Consider the following 7,990-nt stretch of genomic DNA (forward strand, 5'->3'; position numbering starts at 1 on the left):
CGGAAGAGACCTCCGCACCCCCTCCAACACCACCACCTCATCGACCACCACACCCACCTCACCCACCACAAACCCCACCAAAAAATCCCCACCCACACCCGACCGCAACACCACCACCGCACCAGCCACCCCCACCTGAGCAGCCAACACCGCCTCCACCTCACCCAACTCCACCCGCTGCCCCCGCACCTTCACCTGAAAATCCGTGCGCCCCACAAACTCCAACACCCCACCACACCCCCACCGCACCACATCCCCCGTCCGATACACCCGAGCACCCACCACCCCCGACACCGGATCCGCCACAAACCGACCCACCGTCAAATCCACACGACCCTCATACCCCCGAGCCACCTGCACCCCACCCACATACAACTCCCCCACCACACCCACCGGAACCGGCCGCAACCGCGAATCCAACACCAACACCCGCGTATTCCACACCGGCCGACCAATCGGAACACCCACCCCCACAACACCATCCACCACATGAAACGTCACATCCACCGACGCCTCCGTCGGCCCGTACAAATTCACCAACTCCGCACCACACACCCCCGCAAACCGCCCCGCCAACACCGACGACAACCCCTCACCCGACACAAACACCCGACGCACACTCGAACACCCCACCACCACCGAAGGCTCCCCCACGAACACCTCCAACATCGACGGCACAAAATGCACCACCGACACCCCCCACCGCTCGATCACACCCACCAAATACACCGGATCACGATGCCCACCCGGATCCGCCACCACCAACCGCGCACCCACCATCAACGGCCAAAACAACTCCCACACCGACACATCGAACGACACCGGCGTCTTCTGCAACACCACATCCCCCACACCCAACGGAAACTCCCCCTGCATCCACAACAACCGATTCACCACCCCCGCATGCGAAACCACCACMCCCTTCGGACGACCCGTCGATCCCGACGTRAACATCACATACACCGCATGCTCAGGCAACAACACCCCCAACCGATCMCCCACCCCCACCGGATCACCCGAAAACCCCGAAACATCAACACAACCCACATCAACAAACCCCACCCCCACCGGCAAACACCCACCATCACCAMCCCGCGACAACACCACCACCGGATCCACCACCCCCACCACAAACCCCACCCGCTCCACCGGCGCACCCACATCCACCGGAACAAACACCCCACCAGCCCGCACCACCGCAAACACCGCCACCAACAACTCCACCGACCGCGACAACACCACACACACCCGCGACTCCGGACCCACCCCCAACGAAATCAACAACCGCGCAAAACGATTCACCCGAACATCAAACTCACCCCACGACAACACCACCCCACCACACACCAACCCCCCACCACCCACACCAGCAAACCGCCCATCCAACACATCCACCAACGTCAAACCCCCCACCGCAACCCCCACACCATCCCAACCACCCACCACCAACCCACGCTCACCCGCGACAAACACGTCGACCTCACCGACCGGTGTATCCGCGTTCGCTGCGAAGGCGGCAAGAATTCGCGACATTCGCTGTGCAATGGTGCCGACCGCGGCGCGGTCGAATGCCGCCGGCTGATACCGCAGGCTCACCTGCAGCGTCGGTTCCGCGACCGACAGCACGGTGAGCGGGTAATGCGTGGCGTCGCGGGCATTCACAGCGGTGACGCGCATACCGGCTATGTCGGTGTTCCCGTCCATCCCCGAGGTATCGATCGGATACGACTCGAAGACCGACAGTGTGTCGAACAAATTGCCTGTCCCTACGGCAGATTGAATCGCGCCGAGTCCGACATAGTGATGATCGAGCAGAGCTGTCTGCTCGCCTTGTAGTCGAGCGAACAGCTGTGCACACGTCTCGTCCGGATCCAGTTGCACCCGGACAGGCAATGTGTTGATCAGCAGCCCCATCATGTTTTCCACACCAGGCAATTCAGGTGAGCGGCCCGAGACTGTGACGCCGAAGACTACGTCTTCACGGGAAAGCATTCGAGACAACAGGACACCCCACGCCGCTTGGATCACCGTGTTCATCGTGATCCCGCTCCGCTGGACGAGCGCACCGAGTCCGTCGAGCACCGAATCCGGCAGATCGACGGTGACCTCTTCGGGTACCACCTGATCGGCGGTCGGCGCCGAAGCCGCCAACAACGTCGGCTCGTCGACGCCTTCCATGGCGTCCTCCCAGACCGCGAGCGAGGTCTCGATGTCGCGGTGCGCCAACCATTCCAGATAGGTGCGGTACGACGGAGTCTGGGGCTGATCGGCCGGGACGCTCTCGACCGGGAGACTGTCGTCCGCGTATCTCATCAGCAGTTCGCGCACCAACAACGGCATCGACCAACCGTCGAGAACGATGTGATGGTTTGTCACCACCAACACACACCTCGACGGCGAGGTTCGCAGCAACGTCAGCCGAAGCAGTGGCGGCGAGGCGAGGTCGAAGGGTGCACTGCGATCCTCGTCGAGGCGGCGCTCCAGCTCTGCTTCGGTTGCCGATCCGCAATCACTCAGGTCGACCTCGGTCCAGGGAATCACTGCATCGTCGACAATCAACTGCACCGGTAGGCCGTGTGCGTCGTAGACGAACGCTGCACACAGATTCGGGTGGTTTGCCAGTAGTCCGGCAGCAGCGCCGCGCAAACGCTCGGAATCAACCGCTCCTTCGAGCTCGACGCACAACTGCGCTGTGTAGACGTCCGTCGACGTGGCCGCCAGTGAGGCATGGAACATCAGCCCGGCCTGAAGGGGCGACACCGACCAGACATCGTGCAATCCGGGGAAGTCGTTCTCCCAGCGTTCGATCTGTTGTTGGTCGACCGAGACCAGGGGAATGTCCGACGGCGTCAGACCGCCCGCATCAGGTCGCGATGCGTGCGCGGTGAGTCCGTCGAGCGCACGACGCCACAGTTCCGCGAACTCCGCGATGTCAGACCTGTCGAGCACTCCGCGGGGAAAGGTGAAAGATGCTGTCAGGCAGGGCCCGTCGACATGGTCCTCACCCGCCGCGTTGATGTCGATCACGGACGCCACAGGCATGGACCGATTCTGGGTTCCGCCGAGCTTTCGATTGCCCTCCACCGGCAGCCAGTCCTGTGTTCCGTCAGAGGAGCTGATCCGGCCCAGATAGTTGAAACTGATCTGAGGAGAACGGAATCGGCCGAGTGGTTCGCTCTCGCCCGACAGGTAGCGCAACATCCCGAATCCGATTCCATGATCGGGGATCGCACGCACGTATTCCTTGACGGCTTTGAGAGCTCGTCCGGCGTCGGCGCCACCTGCCAGTGCGTCGTCGACGTCGAGTCCGCCGAGGTCCACGCGCACCGGGTAGAGCGTGGTGAACCAACCAACGGTGCGCGCGAGGTCTGCGCCAGGAACCGCTCCTTCCTCGCGGCCGTGTCCTTCGAGCGTGATCAGGGCGGCAGCGGTATCCATACCGCGGCGTCGTCGCCACTCGATCGAGGCCAACGCAACAGCAGTGAGGAGTCCGTCGTTCACGCCGGCGTGGAATGCCGCAGGAACCGTGGTGAGTAGGTTCGTGGTCACCGGAGGCGCGATGTCCACTGTGACGGTGTCGACCGTGCCGTCGACGTCGATCGTGGGATCGAGTGGGCGCGAACCGATCAGCGGGTCATCGCCGTCAAGGATCGTTTTCCACATGTCCCGTTCGACGCTCCGATCGCCCACGTGCTCGACAAGCCCGTGCGCCCACCGCCGGAACGACGTTCCGATCTGTGGCAGTTCGGGCGTGACACCGGCCCGGAGTTGTGCTGTCACCGTCGCCAGGTCGGTGACCAGAATGCGCCACGAGACGCCGTCGACAACCAGGTGATGAATCACCACAAGTAGTCGGCCCCGCTGGTTCGACAAGTCGGGTTTGTCGACCAGGTCGAACCAGATCACGCGCACCATGTCGGCCGCGGCGGCATCCAAGCTGTCGGCAGCGGCCTCGAGCTCTCCCGACGCCAAGGCCCTGAAACGTTCGTCGTCCACCGAACCGACAGCTACTCGATGGATCAGTCCTTCGGCCGAGATCGAGCCGGGTGGTAGGACTTCCATGACCCGGTCGCTCTCGTCCAAGCGTGCTCGCAGCATTCCGTGGCGGTCCAGCAACTCCTGGACACCACGGACAAGGAGGTCCTGGGTGAGATCAGCGGGAGCTGTCAGCAAGAGCGCCTGGGAGAACCGTTTCAATTCACCGCCACGCAGCCCGCCACTGCTACGGTCGAGCATCCACTGCGCCACCGGGCTCAGTGGAACAGTTCCGACAGCGGACCCCGGTAGCTCCGCGAGCACATCAGGACCGTCCTGCTCCACGTGCGCCGACTCGGCAAGCGCGGCAACAGATTTGTGGTCGAATACGTCTCGAGGCGAGATGATCACACCAGCATCGCGAGCGCGGGCCACCAATTGGATGGACATGATGCTGTCTCCACCGAGCTCGAAGAACGAATCGTGCACTCCTACGGTGTCCAGGCCGAGAACCTGCGCGAACAGAGCGGCAAGAAGATTCTCGGTTTCCGTTCGCGGTGTCCGGTCGGGTGTGGCCGTGGACGAGAAATCGGGTGCCGGTAGCGCTGCGCGGTCCAGTTTTCCGTGAACCGTCAGCGGAAGTGCGTCGAGCACCACCACCGCCGCAGGCACCATGTACGACGGCAGACGCTTGCCTGCATGCGCGAGAACGTCTCGCGGATCGACACTCGCTCCGCGATCGGGAACCACGTATCCGATCAACCGATCCCTGCCGTTCAACCGATCCCTGCCGTCGCCGTTCCAGACGCCCGTCACCGCCTGGGCCACGCGCGGGTGCGTCTGCAGTGCCACCTCGACTTCCCCGAGTTCGATGCGGAACCCACGGACCTTCACTTGGGCATCGGTGCGCCCGAGATACTCCAGCTGTCGGTCGGGCGTCCACCGCACGCGATCGCCCGTGCGATAGATCCGCGTTCCCGGTGCACCGAAGGGATCTGCGACAAACTGCGTGGCGGTCAACGGGGATCGCCGGTGATAGCCGCGAGCGAGAGCCGGTCCGGCAAGATACAACTCTCCCGCGACACCTACCGGCACCGCTCTCAGACGCGAGTCCAGCACTACCTCGCTGAATCCGCGAGTAGGTGCGCCGATGGTGACCGGGTCGTTCGGAGCCAGCGCCGCACTGATGCTCGACACCACAGTTGTCTCGGTAGGACCGTAGGCGTTGAACATCTTTCTGCCCGGCGCCCAGCGGGCCACCAATTCCGGCGGGCACGCCTCCCCACCTGTCACGACACAACCGACAGTGGTGAGTCCGTCTGGGGCGACGGATGCCAAAGCCGCCGGAGTCACAAAACAATGGGTGACGCGCTCGCGCTCCAGTAGCGCCGCCAGTTCCGCCCCGCCGTAGACGGTCGGTGGCACGATCACCATCGTGGATCCCGCACCAACGGCCAACATGAGTTCGAGAACCAAAGCGTCGAAACTCGGCGAAGCGAAGTGCAGAGTTCTGGATCGGGTCGTGGCGGCGAATGTCTCGCGCTCCTGGAGAGCAAAGTTGCTCAACCCGCGATGTGTGACCGTCACCCCCTTGGGTGTTCCCGTTGATCCCGAGGTGTAGATCAGATAGGCCGGATTGTCGATTCGAATCCGTGCCTTCCGATCCGCGTCGGTGACTTTCGATGGCGAGTACGCCCACAGCCGTTCCTCGAAACCGGCATCGTCGAGGACCAGCCACGGCACGAGGCCGGACAATGCTGCGTGGTGAGCTCGGGTCGTTATCCCCCACGCTGCACCGGAGTCGCCCAGCATGTACTCGATACGTGCAGCAGGAAGTCCCGGGTCCACGGGAAGGAATGCCGCACCTGTCTTGGCAATGGACCACACCGCCAGAACGGACTCGACGGAGCGTGGGAGACACATCGCCACCACCGATTCGGGACCCACTCCGGATTCGATCAGCATGCGGGCCAATCGATTCGACTGTGCGTCTAGTTCGAGATAGGTCACTTCACGTTCCTCGAACACCAGCGCGACGGCGCCGAGATCCTGGGCGGTCGCCATATCTGTTGCTGTCGTGAGCAAATCGGGAAGGGTCTGAACAGCGGTGGAGATCACACCTCGCACGGGTACCAGTTCGGCTGACTCACGGGCGTCGAGGATATCGATATCTCCGATCCGCGATTGCGGATCCGTGGTGACGTACTCGAGAATCCGTTGCAGGCGGTCGACGAAGCTCCCCACTGTTTCCTCGTCGAAAATATCTGCGGCATATCCGAATTCAGCACGAATACCATCCGATTCACCGGCGGTGCCAGTGTTCTGCGCCACCGTCAACTGCAGATCGAAGGTGATGGTGTCGATCTCGACACCCACGTCGGTCACCTGCAGGTCGGGAAGTTCCAGTGTCGGTCGCTCGATGTCTTGGAACTCCAACATGACTTGAAACAGGGGCGAGTATGCCGTCGAACGTGAAGGATTCACTATCTCGACGACTCGTTCGAACGGCACGTCCGCATGAGTGAAGGCGCTCAGATCTACGTTTCGGACCTGGTCGAGGAACTCCCCGAAAGTCGCGCCGCGGTCCACTGCAGTGCGCAAGACCAACGTGTTGACGAACATGCCCACCAGGTCGTCGAGTTCGCGCTCCCCACGCCCGGCGATCGGAGTTCCGACGGCTACGTCCTCCTCATCGCTGAGCCTCGCCAGCAGCACTGCCAAGGCTGCGTGCACAACCATGAAGACGGTGGCGTTGTGTTTGCGCGACAGGGCAACCACACCGGCATGAACCTCCGGGCTGAACTCGAACCGAATCCGTCCGCGTCGAAGCGAACGCACATCACCGCGCGGACGATCGGTCGGAATGTCGAGAACTTCCGGTGCACCCGCAAGATTCTCGACCCAATAGGCGAGCTGTTTCGAGATCAAAGACCGAGAGTCGGATTCCGAACCCAACCAACCACGTTGCCACAACGCATAGTCGGCGTACTGGATCTCGAGCGGCGCCCACCGAGGAGCCTCGCCGCTCACACGGGAGGTGTATGCGCTCATGAGATCTCGGGCCAGCGGTACCGTGGAGAATCCGTCGGCGGCGATGTGGTGAATCACGATCACCAGGACATGCGAGTGGACCTGGTCGTCTCGCCGCAACAAGGTGGCGCGCATCGGGACCTGCTGCAGGACGTCGAAACCATCCGAAACGATCTGCCGGCAACGCTCGCGCAGCTCTTCCTCTCCCTGCACAAGTATCGGTGCAAGATCCGATACCACCTGTGAGGTAGACATGATCACTTGACGCGGGCCGTCGTCAGTGAGAGGAAAAACAGTGCGCAAGGACTCGTGCCGCTCGACGACGTCGACAAATGCCGCGTGAAGTGCACTCAGATTCACTGTGCCGTCGAGCCTCAACGCGCACGCGACGTTGTAGGCGGCGGACTCGGGGTCGAACTGATTCGCAAACCACATTCGCTCCTGCGCCGGCGAAAGTGGGATATCCGTCGTCGCACCCCGCGGCCTCAACGCCGGCTTGGCCCCCTCTCCTCCGCGACACTGCGCCAACTCGGCCAGCGCTGCAACGGTAGAAGCATCGAAGACGTCGCGGATGTCGATCCGTTCGCCGAGAACAGAATTCACTCGCGCAACCAACCTGACTGCACTCAGAGAGTTCCCACCAAGGGCAAAGAAATCGTCGTACACGCCCACCGTCGACGTTCCCAACAGATCATCGAAGATTGCGGCAACCGTCTCCTCGACCGGCGTTCGCGGCGCAACATACTGCAGCGATTGAGGTTCGAAGTTGACGTCCGGGAGGGCTTTACGATCCAACTTCCCATGCACCGTCACCGGAAACTCCCCCAACACCACCACCACCGACGGCACCATGAACCCCGCAAGAGACCTCCGCACCCCCTCCAACACCACCACCTCATCGACCACCACACCCACCTCACCCACCACAAACCCCACCAAAAAATCCCCACCCACACCCGACCGCAACACCACCACCGCACCAGCC

At 62.6% G+C, this 7,990-nt stretch carries 1 protein-coding gene; it reads right to left on the reverse strand.

From position 1 onward, the window contains the following. Positions 1-7,990, reverse strand: a 7,990-nt coding sequence (locus AC1DVN_RS30660) for an amino acid adenylation domain-containing protein (protein ID WP_477994808.1), incomplete at both ends; no start/stop codon positions are given.

The organism is Rhodococcus sp. P4_E4 (assembly GCF_056401575.1).